This is a genomic window from Collinsella sp. SGI.184, assembly GCF_050313415.1.
Lineage (GTDB): Bacteria > Actinomycetota > Coriobacteriia > Coriobacteriales > Coriobacteriaceae > Collinsella.
Map to the genome: position 1 here is coordinate 23,245 of NZ_JBNPLJ010000004.1, position 16,426 is coordinate 39,670.

Here is a 16,426-nt window from a genome sequence, read left to right on the forward strand (position 1 = left end):
CAAGTAGAAAGGAGCCGCTATGGGTGCAGCAACGGTGCAGCTCAACACACGAATCGATCCTATGCTCAAGGCTGGTGGCGATGCGGTCCTGACACGCAATGGATTGGGGCCGAGCGATGCCGTTCGTGCGCTTTGGGCCTATCTTGTCGAGCATCAAGCGTTGCCGGGATTTATGGTGACGGATAAGCGCGAGGCGCCCCGCGCGGAGAGCCTGGCTGAGCAGGGGTGTGGCCTAGCTTTTTCATCGCTGGGGTTAAATGCTTCGGATTTTGCGCCAGTTGGATCATCTGCGGAAGATTGGGATGCCGTACGAGATGATATGTATGACACGATGATTGCCGATATTGAGGCGAATTGTCGATGATCGAGGCAAAGCATCTCTTGGTAGATACGAACGTTTGGCTCGATTATTACCTGCAAGAGGGGGCGTTCGACGAAGCGAAGAGATTAGTTGAACTGGCCGAGGCGGGAAAGATTGACCTTCTGTACACGCCCACGACGGCAAAGGATGTGTTCTATATCCTGCCTCGGCGTCTGGCTCGGCGGAATGCGAATGGGATTAACGTTTCGTTTGCCTCGGCGTCATGGGCCTGCATCGAGCATATGATGCAGGTGGCAACTGCCTCTCCGCTTTCGTTGGCAGAGTGCGAGATGGCGCGCATGCTTGGCAAGCGCATGCCGGATCTCGAAGACAACCTCATCATCGCTTCGGGCGAGACGGCAGATGTTGACTACGTGGTCACGAGCGATCGGCGCATGCTGGAGGCGATGCCCGAGGTGTGCTTGACGCCTGCCCGCGCACTCGAGATGATTGGGATCCTCGGCTAACCTTGCCTGTCTGGTTTCGCTATCATATGGGGCATTGTGAACCTCATGCAACTTTGGAGGACGGTATGGCGGATAACGCCGAGATGCTATTCGCGCCTGAGCTGGTGTTTTTTGATTGGGAGTGCGCGACGCCGGATGAGGTGTTTGCGCGACTCGAGGGCGAGCTTGCTCCGCACGGCTACATTGCGTCCGGTTGGCTCGATGCCGTCCGTACGCGCGAGGACATCTATCCCACGGGCCTCGCCATGCCGGCGGCCAATATTGCCATTCCGCATACCGATCCGGGGTTTGTGGCTAAGCCCTATATCGCGGTGGTGAAGCCCTCCGCGCCCGTGACGTTCAATGCTATGGCGGGCATGGGTGCCCCCGTGCCGGCGCAGATCATCATCAATCTGGGTATTGCCGAGCCGGGCGGCCAGGTCGAGGCCCTGCAAGCGCTTATGAATATCTTTATGGATGCCGACGCCGCAGCCGACGTGCTCGGTCAGACTTCGTCCCAGGGCATGGTCGACGCCATCCGCCGCCACTTCTAGGGCCGGCATTTGGGGACTGTCCCTAACTGCCGGCAGAAAAGGAACGTCCCTAGCTGTCGGAGCTGTCCCCTTTGCACCAAAATGGTGCAGATTGACCTGTCTCCCATGCACCAGGTGTGCCGCGGGGCTGCGTTGTGACACAATGACGTTTGTTCGATTCGTGATGCGAAAGGCCAACTATGGCAAATAAGAAAAAGAACTCCGAGGCCGCGCCGACGCCCGAGCAGCAGGCCCGCGCCGCCTCCAGCTCTCGCAAGAAGCAGCGCAAGACCTATGTGTCCAAGACCGTCAAGATCGTTCTGGTGGTTATCGGCGTGCTGGCAATGCTGCTTTCCGTCTCGGCCATGGCGTGCTCCGGTTTGATGTCGCAGACCGAGAACAATAACTCGGGTTACAAACTGACCGGCGGTGTGGCTGCTACCGTCAACGGAACCAATCTCACCGAGGACACCGTAACCAAGCAGATCATGAGCATGCGCACGTCCTACGGCTACACCAAGGATGAGGATTGGGCGCAGTATCTGGTTGACAACGACCTGACGCCCAAGAAGTACCGCAAACAGCTCATCGATTCCTATACGCAGCAGATTCTGCTCCAGCAGGCGCAGAAGGAGAACGGCGTGACGGTTTCGGACGAGGAAGTAGAGAAGGCTTGGAAGGACGCCTGCAAGAGCGCGGGCGGCGCCAAGACCTTTAAGGAGACCCTTAAGACCTACGGCTATACCGAGGACACCTACAAGGACTCGCTCAAGGAGAGCCTGGCGCAGCAGAAGCTTAAGGATACCGTTGCTCCCACCAGCAAGCCCAAGGACAGCGAGATTGTCGATTACATTAACGAGAACCTGTCTAACTACAACGATGCCCGCCGCTCGTCGAACATCCTGATCAAGGTTGATTCCGACGCTTCCGACGAGGACAAGGCCGCCGCCAAGGCCAAGGCGCAGGAGTGCCTGGATAAGATCAACTCCGGCGAGCTGAGCTTTGAGGATGCCGTGAAGCAGTATTCCGACGACACCGGTTCCAAGGAGAAGAAGGGTGACGTGGGCTGGGATAAGCTCACCACCTTTGTCGACAGCTACCAGACGGCGCTCGAGGGCCTTAACAAGGGCGATATGAGCGATGTGGTCGAGTCGACGTATGGCTACCACATCATCAAGTGCACCGACTACTTCCATGTCGATGGCCAGGTCGATGACATCAATCAGGTGCCCAAGGCTATTAAGAAGTACGTTTCCAATGTGGTGAAGACCCAGGCATCGGGCACGGCATACAACGAGTGGCTGGAGAAGTACACGAAGGATGCCGACATTACCGTCAACCCCATGCCCAAGGACGTGCCCTATAACGTGAGCCTGAAGGGCGTCACCAAGAGCTCGACCGACGATTCGTCGACGACTGAGTAATCAAGGGGCGGTGCTCGTGCGAGTGCCGCCCATGTTATTGAGGAGGATTTGCAGATGACCAACGAAGAGCTGCAGCAGGAAATGATTGCCGCCATGAAGGCCAAGGACAAGGTTCGCCTGTCTATCATTCGCCAGGTCAAGGCCGAGGTTAAGAACATCGAGGTCAACGAGCGACGCGACGTGACCGAGGAAGACGTCAACAGCATGATCAAGCGTCTGATTAAGCAGACAAGCGAGACGTTGGAGATGTCCATCAAGGCCGGTACCGATCAAGATCGTACCGACAACCTAACCGAGCAGGTCAAGATTCTGGAGAGCCTGCTGCCCGCCCAGGTTTCGGGCGAGGAGCTCGAGACGCTGATTGAGCAGGTCATCGCCGAGCTGGGCGCCACATCCAAGAAGCAGATGGGCCAGGTTATGGGGGCGCTCGGCAAGGCCACCGGCGGCAACTTCGATAAGCCTGCAGCCGCCAAGATTGTCGGCGGCAAACTCGTGTAATTTGTTACGCGGTTTTACCAAACCGCGTAACGGCTCGACGCTGCAAACCCGTACACGCGGCAATCTGACGTTCAATTTCAAGGGCGCGACCATGAGGTCTGCGCCCTTTCATTTCACGTCACCTTGCTCGCGTGTACGGGTTTTCGCTGACTTATGCTCAACAAGGGCGGTTGTATTATTTTCGGGTCTTGAGGGGTATGGCCGTCATGGTCGCGCCCCTTTTTGGTGGGCTGGGCACTCATTTAAGCCTGTCCCCAATGAGTGGGTTAAAGGTTGCGGGTTCTTTACGGGAATGCAGTGTGGGCTGCGGAAACGTGGTTCTTTCCGTAAAATAGAGCAATTCGTGTAAGCACAGGGAAGGGATATTCATGGCAGACATGATCGAGATCAAGCATCTCAACAAGTACTTTGGCGACCTGCATGTGCTCAAAGATATCAACCTCACCGTCAAGCGCGGCGAGAAGCTCGTAATGATCGGGCCTTCCGGCTCGGGCAAGTCCACGCTCATCCGTTGCGTCGATTATCTGGAGGAGCCCACGTCGGGCGAGGTCATCATCGACGGTACGCCGCTCACCAAAAAGAATCACCTGGAGATGGCTCGCAAGTACAGCTCCATGGTGTTTCAGCAGTTCAACCTATATCCCAACATGACGGTGCTGGGCAACCTGACGCTCGCGCCCATCAAGCTGCAAAAGAAGAGTAAGGAGGAGGCGACCGAGATCGCCATCGCCGCGCTCAAGCGCGTCGGCATGGCGCATAAGGCCGGCGAGTATCCGCAGAACCTCTCGGGCGGTCAGCAGCAGCGCATCGCCATTGCCCGTGCCCTGTGCACCAAGCAGCCCATCATCCTGTTTGACGAGCCGACCTCGGCGCTCGACCCCGAGATGGTCCAGGAAGTCCTGGACGTTATGATTGAGCTCGCGCAGGAGGATATCACCATGATCTGCGTGACGCACGAGATGGGCTTTGCGCGCCAGGTGGCCGACCGCGTCATCTTTATGGAGGACGGCCGCATCCTGGAGGAGGGCACACCCGAGCACTTCTTCGATAACCCCGAGAACCCGCGCTGCCGCGAGTTTCTGTCCAAGATTCTGCACTAGGCGCGGTGATGGACATGACGGATATGACGAGGGCGGCCGTGTCGCGCCGCCACTTTTTGCAGCTGGCGGGCGCCGGTATGCTCGCGCTGACGGGGACCGCGCTTACCGGTTGCGGCAACTCCACCGGCGGTGAGGACTCCGACAAGGGGTCTAAGCTTGCGGCCATCAAGTCGCGTGGCCATCTGAATGCCGGCGTTAAGAAGGACGTTCCCGGCTACGGCTATTACGACACCGCCAAGGGCCGCTTTGAGGGCATGGAGGTCGATTTGTGCTACCAGATCGCCGCTGCCGTCTTTGGCGTGAGCTACAAGGAGGCCCGTGCCCATGAGCTTGTCGAGTTTACTGACGTAACGCCCAAGACGCGCGGCCCGCTGATCGATAACGGCCAGCTCGACGTGGTCGCGGCGACCTACACCATCACCGACGAGCGCAAGAAGAGCTGGGATTTCTCGACGCCGTACCGCACCGACTACGTGGGACTCATGGTCAAGAAGCGTTCGGGCTTTACCTCGATTGAGGACCTGGACGGCAAAGTCATTGGCGTGAGCCAGGGTGCAACCACGCAGGGCCTGATCGAGCAGATGATCAAGGACAACGGCTTTAGCTGCAAGCCCGAGTTTAGGGCCTTTAGCGGCTACCCCATCATTAAGAGTTCGCTCGATGCCGGCAATATCGACGTCTTTGCCATGGACCGCTCCACGCTGGCCGGTTACATGAACGAGACCGTTGAGCTGCTGCAACCCGAGGTCAAGTTTGGCGAGCAGGGCTACGGCGTGGCGACCAAGAAGGGCTGTGATCTTTCGGCCGTGGTCGATCAGGTGATATGCGATCGCCTGGCCGACGGCTGGCTCGACCAAGAGGTTAAGACCTGGGGTCTTGTATAGGCGCATCGTCCAAGGAAGGAATCAAATGCTCGAAGGATTGTTTGACGCCGACCGCTGGTCGACGACATTCCAAAACATGGGGCCCTTCTGGGAGGGCTTTGGCGTGACGCTGCAGGTGGTCGTTGCCGGCCTGCTGCTGTCGCTGGTGCTGGGCACGCTGCTTGGCGTGTTCTCTACCACTCGTTCTCGCGTTCTGCGCGCCATAAGCCGCGTGTACGTGGAGTTTTACCAGAACACCCCGCTGCCCGTGCAGGTGCTCTTTATGTACATGGCCGGTCCGCAGTTTTTGCAGGCCATAACCGGTGCCGACCAGCCGGTGCGTATCGCGCCGTTTGTGCTGGGCTTCTTGGGCGTGGGCCTGTATCACGCTGCCTACATTTCGGAGGTCATCCGCACCGGTATCGAGGCCGTTCCGCGTGGCCAGATGGAGGCGGCCCAGAGCCAGGGCTTCACCCGTGCGCAGGCATACTGCTACATCGTGCTGCCCCAGACGTTCAAGATCATTCTGCCGCCGCTGTGTAACCAGGCGCTCAACCTGGTCAAGAACACGTCGGTGCTGGCGCTTGTGGCCGGCGGCGACCTTATGTACCGTTCCGACAACTTTGTGAGTCTGTACGGTTACCTGCAGGGATACATCGTCTGCTGCCTTATGTACTTCATCATCTGCTTCCCGCTCGCCATGCTGGTGCAGTGGCTCGAGCGCCGCTCCAAGGAGCGTCCGCGCGGCGTGAGCCTGGCCGAGCTGGGGCTCGACAACGTAGAGGAGGCCTAGCGCATGGAAATCTTCAACGCGACCAACCTGCTCTACATCTGGAGCGGCTTTGTTAAGACGATCGAGATCTCGGCGCTGTCGATCTTTTTCTCGCTCATCTTTGGCACGGTGCTGGCGCTCGTTAAAAGCTACGCGCCCCGTCCATTCCGTATTTTGGTGAGCGCCTATATCGAGCTGTTCCGTTGCACGCCAAACTTGCTGTGGATCCTGTTTATCTACTTTACGGTGCAGGGTTTGGACATTGTGATTTCGACCATCGCCTTTACGCTGTTTACCAGCGCCGTTATGGCCGAGATTGTGCGCGGCGGCCTCAACTCGATTCCGCGCGGCCAGTTTGAGGCGGCGCAGAGCCAGGGCTTTGGCTTCTTTGCCACCATGCGCTACATCATTCTGCCGCAGACGTTTAAGACGATCATTCCGGCGCTGTTTAGCCAGTGCACGACCGTCATCAAGGACAGCTCGTATCTTTCGGGCATTAACGTGGCCGAGCTCATGTACACGGCAAACGTCGTGATGGCCCACGCGATCGACCTGTCGCAGGTGCTTATGCTCTACGGCCTGGTGTTTGCGATGTACTTTGTGCTCAACTTTGGTATCTCGCTGCTGGTGAGGGCATATCAACATCGCATTGTGGCCGCATAGTCCCGTTTCCCCAAGCACGGCACCTTGCCCCTCAATCGTCGCTTGCGTACATTTAGTACGCGGCGCTCCGCTTTCGGGGCAATCTGTCGCACTTGGGAAACCAGGACGAAGGTGGGGGCAAAATGAATGTGACAAAGGGACTGTCCCTTTGTCACATAGAGAAAGGAATCGCGATGAGCGATCTGGAGAACAAGAAGAATCCTGTGGTCATTACCATCGCGCGCGACTTTGGCGCCGAGGGCCACGAGATTGGCCGCATGCTTGCCAACGAGTTGGGAATTCCGCTGTACGACAACGAGCTGCTGGTGCGTGCGTCGATGCGCGCGGGTGAGTCGCTCGATAAGATGGCCGCCTATGACGAGCGTCTGGCCGTGGAGAACATGGCGTTTCTGCCCGACCGCTACGATGCGCGTTCGTACTCGGACAAGTTGTTCCAAAAGATGAGCCAGGTGATTTTGGACCTGGGCGAGACCGAGAGCTGCATTATCGAGGGTCGCCTGTCCGATTACCTGCTGCGTAACAACCCTAATCACATTGCCGTGTTGGTGACCGCACCCTTTGAGGACCGCGTCGAGATCGTGCGCAAGAAGCGTGGGCTCAACAAAAAGAAGGGCGCCAAGCTGGTCAAGCAGCAGCAGAAGGCACGCGAGGCGTTCTATAAGCGCTACAGCGCCGGAAAGTGGAAAATGACGAGCGGCAAGGATATCGTCGTCAACCGCGCCAAGCTGGGCCGCGAGGGCTGCAAAGACGTCATAGCCGCTGCCTACCGCTACAAGGTGGCGCAGCTCGAAGGCTAGCCGACCAAAAGCCATCACAAAGGTGCCCGTTCCCTTTATGGTGATCGGGCGGCCGGCATAGAAAAAGTCCCCGCCGGGCGTGTGCCCGACGGGGACTTTGCCGTTTGGTGGTTAGCGCTGCAGGTGATTACTCACCCAGCAGGCTCTTGGTGATGGAAGCGGCGGCCTTCTTGCCGGCGCCCATCGCCAGAATGACCGTAGCGGCACCGGTAACGATGTCGCCGCCGGCCCAGATGCGGGGATCGGTGGTCTGGCCGGTCTCCTCGTCGGCGACGATGTAGCCCCACTTGTTGAGCTCCATCTTGCCGCCGATCTTGGCAGCGAAGGGGTTGGCGTTGGTACCGATAGCCGAGATCGCGACGTCGCAGGGGATCTCCTCGATGGCGCCCTCGATGGGCACCGGGCGACGACGGCCGGACTCGTCGGGCTCACCGAGCTCCATCTTCTGGACCTTGACGGCGCACACGGAGCCGTCCTCGCCAGCGACAAACTCGAGCGGGGAGACGAGCGGCAGAACCTCGACGCCCTCGGCCTTAGCATGGTGCAGTTCGGCGCGACGGCAGGGCATCTCGTCCTCGGTACGACGGTAGGCGATGATGGCGTGCTCGGCGCCCAGGCGCTTGGCGGTACGGACAGCGTCCATAGCCACGTTGCCGCCGCCAAAGACGACGACGTTCTTGCCGTGCTTGGTGGGGGTGTCGTACTCGGGGAACTTGTTGGCCTTCATCAGGTTCACGCGGGTGAGGTACTCGTTTGCGAAGAAGACGTTGGGCAGGTTCTCGCCGGGGACGTTGAGGAACTTGGGCAGGCCAGCGCCGGTCGCCACGTAGATGGCGTCGAAGCCCTGCTCGAACAGCTCATCGGCCGTGGCCATGTTGCCCACGACGGAGTTGTACTCAAACTTGACGCCCATGTCCTCAAGGCCGTCAATCTCGCGCTTGACGACCGCCTTGGGCAGACGGAACTCGGGGATGCCGTAGACCAGCACACCGCCGCCGGTGAAGAAGGCCTCAAAGACGGTAACGTCAAAGCCGTTGCGGGCGAGCTCGCCGGCGCAGGTGATGCCGGACGGGCCGGAGCCGACGACGGCGACCTTCTTGCCGTTCTTGGGAGCCATCTTGGGCGTGGAGGCGAGCTCGGGGCGGTCACCCAGGAAGCGCTCGAGCTGGCCGATGGCCACGGGCTCGGACTTCTTACCACGGATGCACTTGCCCTCGCACTGGTTCTCCTGCGGGCAGACGCGACCGCAGATGGCGGGAAGCATGGAGTCCTCGCGGATGGTATCGAGGGCGCCGCCAAAATCTTTCTCGCGGATCTGCTCGATAAAGCGGGGGATGTTGATGTTGACGGGGCAACCCTCAACACAGAACGGCTTCTTGCAGTTGAGGCAGCGCTCGGCCTCGGCCAGCGCCATCTCCTCGGTGAAGCCCTTGTCGACGGGGCGGAAGTCGCAGGCGCGCTCGGCGGCCGGCTCCTCGTTATCGGGGGTGCGGGGCGACTTCATATCGGCAACGAAACGACCGTTAACTAGTGGCATGCGCAGCTCTTTTCCTCATAGGCCTTGAGGGACTCGCCCTCTTCGGAACGGTAAGCGGCCTGGCGGGCACGAAGGTCATCCCAGTCGACCAGGGTGGCATCGAAGTCGGGGCCGTCGACGCAAGCAAACTTGGTCACGCCGCCCACCTCGACGCGGCAGCAGCCGCACATACCGGTGCCGTCAACCATGATGGGGTTGAGCGACGCGGTGATGGGGGTGTCGTACTTCTGGGCGGTGAGGGTCGAGAACTTCATCATCGGAACGGGGCCGACGCAGAAGACCTGGCTCACGGCCTTGTCCTGCAGCAGGCGCTCCAGCGGAGCGGTGACAACGCCCTGCTCGCCGTAGGAACCGTCGTCGGTGGTGATGTGGATGTGGTCCTCGTCGAGGAGCTCGCGGAACTGGTCCTCCATGAGCAGGAGGTCCTTGGTGCGAGCGCCCATGATGGCGTGCACCTCGTGGCCGGTCTCGACCAGGTGCTTGGCGACCGGGAAGGCAATTGCCAGGCCGACGCCGCCGCCAATGACGGCGCAGGGGCCCTCGGCCATCTCGGTGGGAACGCCCAGCGGGCCCACGACGTCGCGCAGCGACTCGCCGGCCTCGTAGGTGGAAAGCATCTCGGTGGTCTTGCCGATCACCATGAAGATGAACTCGACCCAGCCCTCGTCACCGTTCCAGCCGGCCAGGGTAAACGGGACACGCTCGCCCGTCTCGTTGGCGCGAACCATGAGGAACTGTCCAGCGTGCGCATGCTTGGCGATTGCAGGCGCCTCGATGCGGAACTTGAACACCTTCTCCGAGAACTGCGTCTTCTCCAGGATCTTATACATAGAACCCCTCTCTTGTTAGGGCAACCGAACCGTGCCTCCACGGAAATGGACGGCAGCCCGAATAAAACCGTACGCGCACAGGCGTTGTGCAGACATACGGTGTAAATTATACCCTCATGGACATGTTGCTTACGTGTATCTTTGGCAGGCGGGAAAAGTGATCTAGCACAAAGAGACAGGTTTATTTTGGCGGGTTTTATCAGATAAAACGACAAAAGGGGCCGGCCTTGCACATCGGTGAGGCCGGCCCCTTTTGGGGTGTTGGGTATGTATGGCGGCACAGGGTTTATTGCGATGCGGCCGCTGCGGCGTTTTCGCATATAAAACCTGCCAAAATAAACGTCCCTTTTTGGTAGGTTTTAGTGCTTGCCGTTGGCAGAGGCGGAGCCGTTGACGTGGTCGCGGGCATAGATTACGCCGTGCACAATCGCCAGGCCGGCGGCGTCGGCGGCGCGGGCGCAGGTGTCCTGGAAGTCCTCGGCCTCGCGGGCGCGCAGCTGCTTGAGCACGTAGTCGGCGACAGCCATCTTGCCGGGAGGGTTGCCGATGCCGGTGCGGATGCGACTAAAGTCGCGGCTGCCCATCTTGTCGATGATGGAACGCAGGCCGTTGTGGCCGGCGTGGCCGCCGCCCACCTTGACGCGCACGTCGCCGGCCGGAATGTCGAGCTCATCGTGGATTACGAGCAGCTCCTCGGCCTTGATTTTGTACTCGCGGCAAAGCTTGGAGATGGGGCCGCCCGAGGTGTTCATGTACGACTGCGGCTTGACCAGCACAATCTGGCGCTTGCCGCCCTCTTCCTCTGGATCGTTGATGTTGATGAGCGCGACCTCGGCGCCGGCCTGGTTTTTCCAGTACGTGACGCCGGCCTGACGCGCCAGCTCGTCGATCGCCTTAAAGCCTGCGTTGTGGCGGGTCTCGGCATACTCATCGCCAGGGTTGCCAAGTCCGGCAACCATGCGAATCTTAAGCGGCTGTGCAGCTGCCATGTGCTTCCTTTCATCGATTTGTCGCCTGCTATGGTGAGCGACCCCGTTGCTGCTGTCAAATGGAGGGTGATTGAGGCTGCATGAGGGCGTTTGGACAGTCGTCGGAAGCCGGGATGGACAGTTAGTTCAGATTTGTATAAACCAAGAGATCTTTGACTGCCAAAATCGGGGCCACGGAACTGTCACGGCGCTTTGGGGAGCACAATTTGTGCTATTTCAGATCTTTTGAGTCTTCAAATGAGGTGATTGGCGCCGGGATGGCGGCAAACCATCTCGACATTAGCCGTCTGTTTATACAAATCTGAACTAACTGTCCAGCCATGCTCGGTAACACTGGGTAAAAGTCTTTTAGACCGGCGCGAGGCCGATTCCGGCCCGCAGGGTGTTGAGCCAGGCGGCCTGACGCTTGCGATAACCCTTGATGCGGTAGCGGAATCGAACTCCCGCAAGTCGATGCATCGTCTGGGCGAAGGCTTCGAGTGCAACAAGGTCCTTCATTTGGTCGCGATTGATAACCAGGACGTGGATACCCATGGCCTTAAGGCCATTGTTGCGATTGCCATCGTGGATGCGAGCGTTTTGAAGCTCATGTCCAATTCCGTTGTATTCGTTGTCGACTCCGGCGGCTGGACAATATAAGTCGCAGATGGCGTAGGGGATGCCCGAGGACATGTTGACCGCAAGGGTGTCGAAATCGATTCGATAGTTGAGCAGCAGGCCTCCCATGGGCAGGCTGCAACACCCGAATCCGCCAAAGCGCATGGGTGCGCCCAGGACGGCGAACATCAATGATTCCGCTGGGGATGCGGATCCGGCCCGGGCGAGTTTGATAGCTGTGCGAAACGAGGCGTAGGAACTACTTTTGGCAAACCGTGCGACCGCCTCGAGCTCTTCGATGGTTGTGGCGGGCTCGCATTTGTAGTGTGCCTGTTCGTAGCGGGTTTCGGATTGCTTTTCGGGTGTCGGTTGATCGCCCTGGCAATCGAGATCGTCCATCGTTTCGAAGCTGTTGGCCTCGGGCCACGTGTCGTCGTAGGCGATGGGGTAAGTTGCTTCGGGCGGAAGTGAGTAGGTTCCGAGCAGTTCCATGAGAAGCATCAAGGTTTTGGCAACCGATTCATTTTTGGAACAAAGCATGGCCGTCATGGCGGGAGACGTTGCGTAGATGTCGGCTTCGATGTGCATGATCGCGCCCTGGGGGAGAGGGGCGGTGATGGTGTGCTGGAGGAGCCGTCCGTCGGGCCGTCTGTTGCTGCCGCTCGCAACAAAGAGGTCTAGACGCTCGGAGTCGTCTTCGCTCCAGGCGTCAAGTATTGCAAGGGCCGCAAAGTCTATGGCGTCCTTGTTGGGAACGCAATCTACGAGGGCTTGTGTCTGTTGCTCGTCATCGATGGCGTCCCAGGGAAGGGCGGAGTACGCCCGTCGAGCGCGGCGAATTGCGCGGAGGGCGGAGAGGTGTGAAATTACGGTTGTCATAGCTATAAGGTACTAAGCCGTTGGCGAAATGATATGGCCGTACCGTTCTTTTCGCTCAAAGGGGCGTCGCGCGCCGCGGGCGGTAACGACATCATACGGAATGCCTTGGAAAAGTGGAGAATGGAGTGATGGGTTGGCCTTGGAGGCATCTACTGAGATGGGTGCTGGACAGTTAGTTCAGATTTGTACTAGGCGGCCGGCGTGTATTGCCATTGTTGAAGGACTCGGTGGGCAAAATGGGGCCAGTGGCATGGTGAAGAGATCCATAGGTGGAGGAATCGAGTGGAATTATGCCGGCAAGAGAGCTTTCCACGCATTAAATGGCCCAAACGAATGCCACATTAATACAAATCTGAACTAACTGTCCAAGGCGGGTTGTCGAGGGGCAGAAAAAAGGGTCGGAAGTGAGCTTCCGACCCTTCAAAAACACCAAAGATGATGCGATGCGCGCTGGATTACAGCGCGAAGTCGCCGCCGACGAGCGTGGAGACGGGCTCCTCGTGGTAAACGGCAGAGATGGCCTCGGCGAACTCCTCGGCGACCGAGATGGTCTTGATCTTGCCGCCAACCTCGACGGGGATGGCATCGGTGACGAGGCACTCGACGATGGGGGCGTCGTTCAGGCGCTCGATGGCCGGGCCCGAGAAGATGCCGTGGGTGGCGCACACGTAGATGTCGCCGGCACCCATGGCCTTGAGCTCCTTGACGTTGGCGCACAGGGTGCCAGCGGTGTCGATCATGTCGTCATTGATGATGCAGGTCTTGCCCTTGATGTCACCGATGATGCCCATGACCTCGGCGGCGTTGTGGCGCGGACGGCCCTTGTGGGCGATGGCAAGGCTGCAGCCGAGCATGTCGGAGAGCTTCTTAGCAGCTTTGGCGCGACCCACGTCGGGGGAGACGACAACCAGGTTGTCGGTGTCGAAGTGCATGTCGTTGTAGTACTGGCCAAACAGCGGCAGTGCAGACAGGTGGTTAACCGGGATATCGAAGAAACCCTGAATCTGGCCCTGATGCAGGTCGAGGGTGATGATGCGGTTGACGCCAGCGCGCTCGAGCAGGTTGGCGACGAGGCGGGCGGTGATGGGCTCGCGCGGGCCGGCCTTGCGGTCCTGGCGGGCATAGCCGTAGTGGGTGATGACGGCGGTGATGGAGCGGGCGGATGCGCGCTTGGCAGCGTCGGTGGCGATGAGCAGCTCCATGAGCATGTCGTTGACGTTGCCGCCGGCCACGGACTGAATCAGGAAGACGTCGGCGCCGCGGACGGTCTCGTCGTAGCGGGCGTAAATCTCACCATTGGCGAACTGCTTTAGCGTAAGGCCCGAAAGCTCGACCCCAAGGTACTCAGCGATCTTCTGAGCGAGGGGACGGTTGGAGGAACCGGAATACACGCGGATGGACTTGCGCATATTCTCCGACTTCTCGGGATCATTAATCGGCATTACCCTTCTCCTTTATATATCGAATGCCATATAGATGCCTTGTTGCATTGTAACCGCGCGGCGGGGTTTATCGGGTCTTGATAACGTCTTTACCGTCAACGGACACGAACCGACCACTCATCCGGTCGCGCAGGTCAGCATAGAAAAAGGAGCCATTCCCATGGGAACAGCTCCTTAGATGCTTGGTAAAACGTTATACCTCGTCGTCCTCGTGCAGACGGCGGCGATAATCGGCGGCCCAGCCCTCAATATTTACCTGACGGGCGCGGCCCAGACCGAGTGCGTCAGCCGGGACCGGCTCGGTGATGACGGAGCCGGCGGCCACGAGCGCGCCGTCGCCGATCTGGGCGGGCGCGACCATCATGGTGTCGGAACCGATGAAGGCATCCTTGCCGATGACGGTCTTGTGCTTGTGCACGCCGTCGTAGTTGCAGGTGATGGAGCCCGCGCCCACGTTGACGCCGGAACCCATGGTGGTGTCGCCGATGTAGGACAGGTGCGGTACCTTGGAGCCCTCGCCGATCGTGGACTTCTTGATCTCCACGTGTGTGCCGGCCTTGGAGCCATCGAGCATGTGGGTGCCCGGGCGCAGGTAGGCGCGCGGGCCGCAGTCGACGCCGTTCTCGATGACAGCCTCGATGGCGATGGTCTCATCGATGGTGCAGCCGCTGCCAACGGTGGTGTCGGTGAGGCGGCTGTTGGGGCCGAGCTGGCACTCCTCGCCCACGGTGACGTGGCCGATCAGATGCGTCTGCGGCCACACGACGGTGTCGCGGCCGATGACGGCGTCGGGGCCGATCCAGGCCTGCGTGGGGTCGATGAAGGTAACGCCCTCGGCCATCCAGTGCTCGTTGATGCGGTCGCGCGCGATAGCGGTGAGTTGCGCGAGCTGGATGCGGCTGTTGACGCCCAGGCCGTCGCGGTAGTCGTCGCAGTGGAAGATGGAGACTGCCTGGCCGTGGCCCTTGAGAATCTCGAGCATGTCGGGCAGGTAGTACTCGGACTGCGCGTTGTCGTTGCCGATCTCGCTGATGTGGGCGGCGAGCTGCGCGCCGTCGAAGGCGTAGCAGCCGGCGTTGCACTCGAGCAGCGTGGCGGCCTGCTCGGGCGTGCAGTCCTTCTGCTCGATGATGCGCTCGATCTGGCCGTCGGCGCCCAGCTTGATGCGGCCGTAGCCAAAGGGATCGGGCGGGGTCATGGTCATGACGGTGCAGGCGAGCTCGCCGCCGGCGACGGTCTTCGCGAACTTGGCGACGGTGTCGGCGGTGATGAGCGGCAGGTCGCCGTTGAGCACGACGACGGGGCCTTGCATGATGCCGCATGCCTCGAGCGCGACCTTTACGGCGTGGCCGGTGCCCAGGCGCTCGGTCTGTTCGACGCACTCGACCTTGGTGGCGCTGTTGGCGTAGGCGCCGTCGATAAGCGCGCGCATCTCGTCGGCGTGGCTGCCGATGACGACCACGACGCGGCTGCAGCCGGCCTTGATGGTGGCGTCGACGATCCACTGGACCATGGGCTTGCCCAGGATCTTGTGCGAAACCTTGCAGTGGTTCGACTTCATGCGGGTGCCCTCGCCGGCGGCGAGGATAATTGCGGTTGCGTCCATGTGATCTCCTGTTACGTTATAGACACGTGAGTTTGGAAACGATACACGGCGCAATATGATACCGCAGGCATATGATGAGCGCGTAACGATTGGCGCATGGCGGCCGATGTCGGTGCCACCGGCGTGATGTTTGCGCTGGTTGTGCATGGCGGCGGCACTGCGGCGTTGGCGTTTGAGCGAGGGGATGGGGGTGTCCGTGGATATCATGCGAGAGGAGTCGGGCAACGAGCCCGTCGCGGCATTCTCGATGTCGCATCCGGCGGTGCCGGCGCTCTACATGGTGCTGACGCTGGGGCTCACCATATTCTCGATGCAACCGGTGCTGCTTGCGCTGTCGCTTGCGGGCGGGCTGGCGTATGGGTTTGCGACGCGCGGCGTCGCACGCACGTTGGGGGCGCTTCGCTGGCAGCTGCCGGTGATTTTGATTATCGCGGTGCTCAACCCGTTATTTAGCGCTTCGGGCTCGACGGAACTGTTCCGTATTGGCATGCGCGCGGTGTATCTGGAGAGCATGGTATACGGCCTGTGCATGGGCGGGCTGTTTGTGGCGAGCGTGCTGTGGTTTGAGGCCGCGGCATCGATGCTTAGCTACGACAAGGTGCTTGCGCTTTTGGGTAATGCCGCGCCGGTGATCGCGCTCATGATCTCGATGTGTATGCGGCTTATCCCGCAGTTTTTGCGTCGCGGTCGCACGGTGCTGGCGGTGCAGGATGCGATTGATGTGCCGGGCCGCGCGCCGGCCGACCCCGTGCGTTCGCGCCTACGGGCATCGAGCGTGTTGATGGGCTGGGGCATGGAAGATTCGCTGGAGCGTGCGGACGCCATGCGCTCCCGTGGGTGGGGCGCCGCGGCGCGTCGCACGACGTACGTGCGGTATCGGCTGGCGCGCGGCGACGTTGCCGCGCTGGTTGGGCTTGCGCTGTTTGGCGTGGCCACGGCGGCAGTGGCGTGGACCGCGACGATGCAGTATTCGTTTTACCCGCAGCTTTCGGTGCCAGCGCCGTGGCCTGGCTATGTTGTATACGCGACCTGGATGGCGCTGCCCTGCGTGGTGCATGCGATTGACGAGAAGAGGTTTGGCTGATGGCT

Annotated in this window: 17 protein-coding genes; 11 read left to right on the plus strand and 6 right to left on the minus strand. The window is 60.1% G+C overall.

Features of this window, described 5'->3' with window-relative positions; translation table 11 throughout:
- Window positions 1-19 precede the first annotated feature (19 nt).
- From ACQRAJ_RS02085 to ACQRAJ_RS02130, 10 genes are all read left to right on the plus strand, one after another.
- Complete coding sequence (locus ACQRAJ_RS02085) at window positions 20-364, plus strand: type II toxin-antitoxin system RelB/DinJ family antitoxin (RefSeq protein ID WP_427747588.1); 345 nt, start codon at window positions 20-22, stop codon at window positions 362-364.
- Window positions 361-828, plus strand: coding sequence for a PIN domain-containing protein (locus ACQRAJ_RS02090; RefSeq protein WP_427747589.1), 468 nt, complete (start codon window positions 361-363; stop codon window positions 826-828). Before ACQRAJ_RS02085 ends, ACQRAJ_RS02090 begins: the two co-directional genes overlap by 4 nt.
- A gap of 65 nt (window positions 829-893) precedes the next feature.
- Window positions 894-1,361, plus strand: coding sequence for a PTS sugar transporter subunit IIA (locus ACQRAJ_RS02095; protein WP_427747590.1), 468 nt, complete (start codon window positions 894-896; stop codon window positions 1,359-1,361).
- Window positions 1,362-1,540: 179 nt separating this feature from the next.
- Entirely contained in the window at window positions 1,541-2,764 is a 1,224-nt protein-coding gene (locus tag ACQRAJ_RS02100; RefSeq protein WP_427747591.1) for a peptidylprolyl isomerase, read from the plus strand.
- A 54-nt stretch (window positions 2,765-2,818) separates the two neighbouring features.
- Entirely contained in the window at window positions 2,819-3,262 is a 444-nt protein-coding gene (locus tag ACQRAJ_RS02105) for a GatB/YqeY domain-containing protein (RefSeq protein ID WP_427747592.1), read from the plus strand.
- Between the two features lie 368 nt (window positions 3,263-3,630).
- On the plus strand, window positions 3,631-4,362 hold the full coding sequence (locus ACQRAJ_RS02110) for an amino acid ABC transporter ATP-binding protein (protein WP_055251548.1): 732 nt from the start codon (window positions 3,631-3,633) through the stop codon (window positions 4,360-4,362).
- A gap of 8 nt (window positions 4,363-4,370) precedes the next feature.
- Window positions 4,371-5,246, plus strand: a complete 876-nt coding sequence (locus ACQRAJ_RS02115) for a transporter substrate-binding domain-containing protein (protein WP_427747593.1) — start codon at window positions 4,371-4,373, stop codon at window positions 5,244-5,246.
- 25 nt (window positions 5,247-5,271) lie between these two features.
- Complete coding sequence (locus ACQRAJ_RS02120) at window positions 5,272-6,018, plus strand: amino acid ABC transporter permease (protein ID WP_427747594.1); 747 nt, start codon at window positions 5,272-5,274, stop codon at window positions 6,016-6,018.
- Between the two features lie 3 nt (window positions 6,019-6,021).
- Window positions 6,022-6,660 carry an amino acid ABC transporter permease gene (locus ACQRAJ_RS02125; RefSeq protein ID WP_427747595.1) on the plus strand — a complete coding sequence of 213 codons (639 nt, stop codon included), beginning with the start codon at window positions 6,022-6,024 and terminating at the stop codon, window positions 6,658-6,660.
- A 173-nt stretch (window positions 6,661-6,833) separates the two neighbouring features.
- A complete protein-coding gene (locus ACQRAJ_RS02130) occupies window positions 6,834-7,457 on the plus strand; it encodes an AAA family ATPase (protein WP_427717988.1) in 624 nt (207 codons plus the stop codon).
- A 127-nt stretch (window positions 7,458-7,584) separates the two neighbouring features.
- Here the strand turns inward: ACQRAJ_RS02130 and gltA are convergent, their stop codons facing one another.
- The 6 genes from gltA to glmU form a co-directional block, all read right to left on the minus strand.
- Entirely contained in the window at window positions 7,585-8,994 is a 1,410-nt protein-coding gene (gene gltA, locus ACQRAJ_RS02135; RefSeq protein ID WP_427728860.1) for an NADPH-dependent glutamate synthase, read from the minus strand.
- Window positions 8,985-9,824 carry a sulfide/dihydroorotate dehydrogenase-like FAD/NAD-binding protein gene (locus ACQRAJ_RS02140; protein WP_006235793.1) on the minus strand — a complete coding sequence of 280 codons (840 nt, stop codon included), beginning with the start codon at window positions 9,822-9,824 and terminating at the stop codon, window positions 8,985-8,987. The genes gltA and ACQRAJ_RS02140 overlap by 10 nt, the downstream gene beginning before the upstream one ends.
- A 359-nt stretch (window positions 9,825-10,183) precedes the next feature.
- On the minus strand, window positions 10,184-10,813 hold the full coding sequence (gene pth / locus ACQRAJ_RS02145; RefSeq protein WP_427717993.1) for an aminoacyl-tRNA hydrolase: 630 nt from the start codon (window positions 10,811-10,813) through the stop codon (window positions 10,184-10,186).
- Between the two features lie 348 nt (window positions 10,814-11,161).
- A complete protein-coding gene (locus tag ACQRAJ_RS02150) occupies window positions 11,162-11,998 on the minus strand; it encodes a hypothetical protein (RefSeq protein WP_427747596.1) in 837 nt (278 codons plus the stop codon).
- A gap of 746 nt (window positions 11,999-12,744) precedes the next feature.
- The gene (locus ACQRAJ_RS02155) at window positions 12,745-13,731 is read right to left on the minus strand and encodes a ribose-phosphate diphosphokinase (RefSeq protein WP_154516678.1); all 987 of its coding nucleotides are present in this window, start codon (window positions 13,729-13,731) and stop codon (window positions 12,745-12,747) included.
- 193 nt (window positions 13,732-13,924) lie between these two features.
- Window positions 13,925-15,337 (minus strand): bifunctional UDP-N-acetylglucosamine diphosphorylase/glucosamine-1-phosphate N-acetyltransferase GlmU, encoded by a 1,413-nt coding sequence (gene glmU / locus ACQRAJ_RS02160; protein ID WP_427747597.1) that lies wholly within the window; start codon window positions 15,335-15,337, stop codon window positions 13,925-13,927.
- A gap of 205 nt (window positions 15,338-15,542) precedes the next feature.
- On the opposite strand from glmU, the gene ACQRAJ_RS02165 reads away from it, so the two are divergent.
- Window positions 15,543-16,421: an energy-coupling factor transporter transmembrane component T family protein gene (locus ACQRAJ_RS02165; protein WP_427747653.1), complete on the plus strand. Its 879-nt coding sequence runs from the start codon at window positions 15,543-15,545 to the stop codon at window positions 16,419-16,421.
- Window positions 16,422-16,426: the final 5 nt, after the last annotated feature.

Coding starts and splice junctions, on each gene's coding strand:
- ACQRAJ_RS02120 (WP_427747594.1), top strand. CDS start 5,272: ATGCTCGAAGGATTGTTTGACGCCGACCGCTGGTCGACGACATTCCAA.
- ACQRAJ_RS02150 (WP_427747596.1), bottom strand. CDS start 11,998: ATGCACATCGAAGCCGACATCTACGCAACGTCTCCCGCCATGACGGCC.
- ACQRAJ_RS02155 (WP_154516678.1), bottom strand. CDS start 13,731: ATGCCGATTAATGATCCCGAGAAGTCGGAGAATATGCGCAAGTCCATC.
- ACQRAJ_RS02090 (WP_427747589.1), top strand. CDS start 361: ATGATCGAGGCAAAGCATCTCTTGGTAGATACGAACGTTTGGCTCGAT.
- glmU (WP_427747597.1), bottom strand. CDS start 15,337: ATGGACGCAACCGCAATTATCCTCGCCGCCGGCGAGGGCACCCGCATG.
- ACQRAJ_RS02140 (WP_006235793.1), bottom strand. CDS start 9,824: ATGTATAAGATCCTGGAGAAGACGCAGTTCTCGGAGAAGGTGTTCAAG.
- ACQRAJ_RS02110 (WP_055251548.1), top strand. CDS start 3,631: ATGGCAGACATGATCGAGATCAAGCATCTCAACAAGTACTTTGGCGAC.
- ACQRAJ_RS02085 (WP_427747588.1), top strand. CDS start 20: ATGGGTGCAGCAACGGTGCAGCTCAACACACGAATCGATCCTATGCTC.
- ACQRAJ_RS02125 (WP_427747595.1), top strand. CDS start 6,022: ATGGAAATCTTCAACGCGACCAACCTGCTCTACATCTGGAGCGGCTTT.
- ACQRAJ_RS02165 (WP_427747653.1), top strand. CDS start 15,543: ATGCGAGAGGAGTCGGGCAACGAGCCCGTCGCGGCATTCTCGATGTCG.
- gltA (WP_427728860.1), bottom strand. CDS start 8,994: ATGCCACTAGTTAACGGTCGTTTCGTTGCCGATATGAAGTCGCCCCGC.
- ACQRAJ_RS02130 (WP_427717988.1), top strand. CDS start 6,834: ATGAGCGATCTGGAGAACAAGAAGAATCCTGTGGTCATTACCATCGCG.
- ACQRAJ_RS02115 (WP_427747593.1), top strand. CDS start 4,371: ATGGACATGACGGATATGACGAGGGCGGCCGTGTCGCGCCGCCACTTT.
- pth (WP_427717993.1), bottom strand. CDS start 10,813: ATGGCAGCTGCACAGCCGCTTAAGATTCGCATGGTTGCCGGACTTGGC.
- ACQRAJ_RS02105 (WP_427747592.1), top strand. CDS start 2,819: ATGACCAACGAAGAGCTGCAGCAGGAAATGATTGCCGCCATGAAGGCC.
- ACQRAJ_RS02095 (WP_427747590.1), top strand. CDS start 894: ATGGCGGATAACGCCGAGATGCTATTCGCGCCTGAGCTGGTGTTTTTT.
- ACQRAJ_RS02100 (WP_427747591.1), top strand. CDS start 1,541: ATGGCAAATAAGAAAAAGAACTCCGAGGCCGCGCCGACGCCCGAGCAG.